This is a genomic window from Allobosea sp. CER48 (assembly GCF_044752385.1).
Classification (GTDB): domain Bacteria; phylum Pseudomonadota; class Alphaproteobacteria; order Rhizobiales; family Beijerinckiaceae; genus Allobosea.
In genome coordinates this window covers 1-1,346 of the sequence record NZ_JBIWYK010000668.1, presented here as the reverse complement: position 1 = coordinate 1,346, position 1,346 = coordinate 1, and the positions used below count along the sequence as shown (strand labels likewise).

General features: G+C 64.9%; 1 protein-coding gene. It reads left to right on the top strand.

Annotated features, from left to right (window positions below; translation table 11 throughout):
- Positions 1–1,346: peroxidase family protein (locus ACIPIA_RS16420; RefSeq protein ID WP_400511042.1), on the top strand; the 1,346-nt coding region annotated here is incomplete at both ends.

Genomic DNA, 1,346 nt, shown 5'->3' with positions numbered 1-1,346 from the left:
GACGCGCTGACGAGCCTGAGCGCCGGGCGCGCCTTCCTCAACGACATCGCCCACAATGCGGTGCCGAGCGCGCCGATCGATCACGACCGCAACCCCGCGACCGCGCCGGTCGCGGTGCTGCCGGACGCCGACACCGTCACCGGGAATCCGATCATTCCCAACATGTTCGGCTTCAATCTCACCTATGACGACGAACTGCTGAACGCGCATTTTGTCGTCGGCGACGGCCGCGGCAACGAGAATATCGCGCTGACGGCGACGCACACGATCTTCCACAGCGAGCACAACCGGCAGGTCAGCGCGATCAAGCAGACGCTGCTGGCCGAGGGCGACCTCGCGCAGCTCAACGAATGGCTGCTGGTCGACGTCGCCACGCTTCCCACCGATCCTGCTACGCTCGTCTGGGACGGCGAGCGCCTCTTCCAGGCCGCGCGTTTCTCGACCGAGATGGTCTACCAGCACCTGGTCTTCGAGGAGTTCGTGCGCGCCGTGGCGCCGCAGATCGACGCCTTCGTCTTCTCGCACTCGGTCGAACTCGACGGCCGGATCTTCGAGGAGTTCGCGCAGGTCGTCTATCGCTTCGGTCACTCGATGCTCAACGAGAATGTCGAGATGCTCGGGCTCAACGCCCAGGGCGCGGCTGCGCCGTCCGAACTCGGGCTGATCGAGGCCTTCCTCAACCCCGTCGCCTTCAACAGCGCCGGCGTCGACGCCCATGCCGCCTCGGGCGCCATTCTTCGCGGCATGACCCAGCAGTTCGGCAACGAGATCGACGAGTTCATGACCAGCGCGCTGCGCGACAACCTCGTCGGCCTGCCGTTGGACCTCGCAGCCGTCAACATCGCCCGTGCGCGGGAAACCGGCATCCCCTCGCTCAACGAGGCGCGTCGCCAGATCTTCGAGCAGACCAACGACAGCTATCTGAAGCCCTATACGAGCTGGGCGGATTTCGCCCAGCACATTAAGAATCCCCTCTCGATCGTCAACTTCATCGCCGCCTACGGCACGCATGACGATATCATGGGAGCGACGACGGCGGAGGCGAAGCGCGATGCCGCCTGGGATCTGGTGTTCGGGACGGCGGGCGAGACGGCCGGCGAACGGCAGGCCCGCCTCGACTACCTCAATGCTACCGGCAGCTGGGCAATCCGCGAAACCGGCCTCAACAAGGTCGATTTCTGGATCGGGGGCCTGGCCGAGACGCTGATGCCCTTCGGCGGCATGCTCGGCTCGACCTTCACCTTCGTCTTCGAGTTGCAGATCCAGAACCTGCAGAACGGCGACCGCTTCTACTATCTCAGCCGCACGCAAGGCCAGAACCTGCTCAATGAGCTGGAGGCCGACAG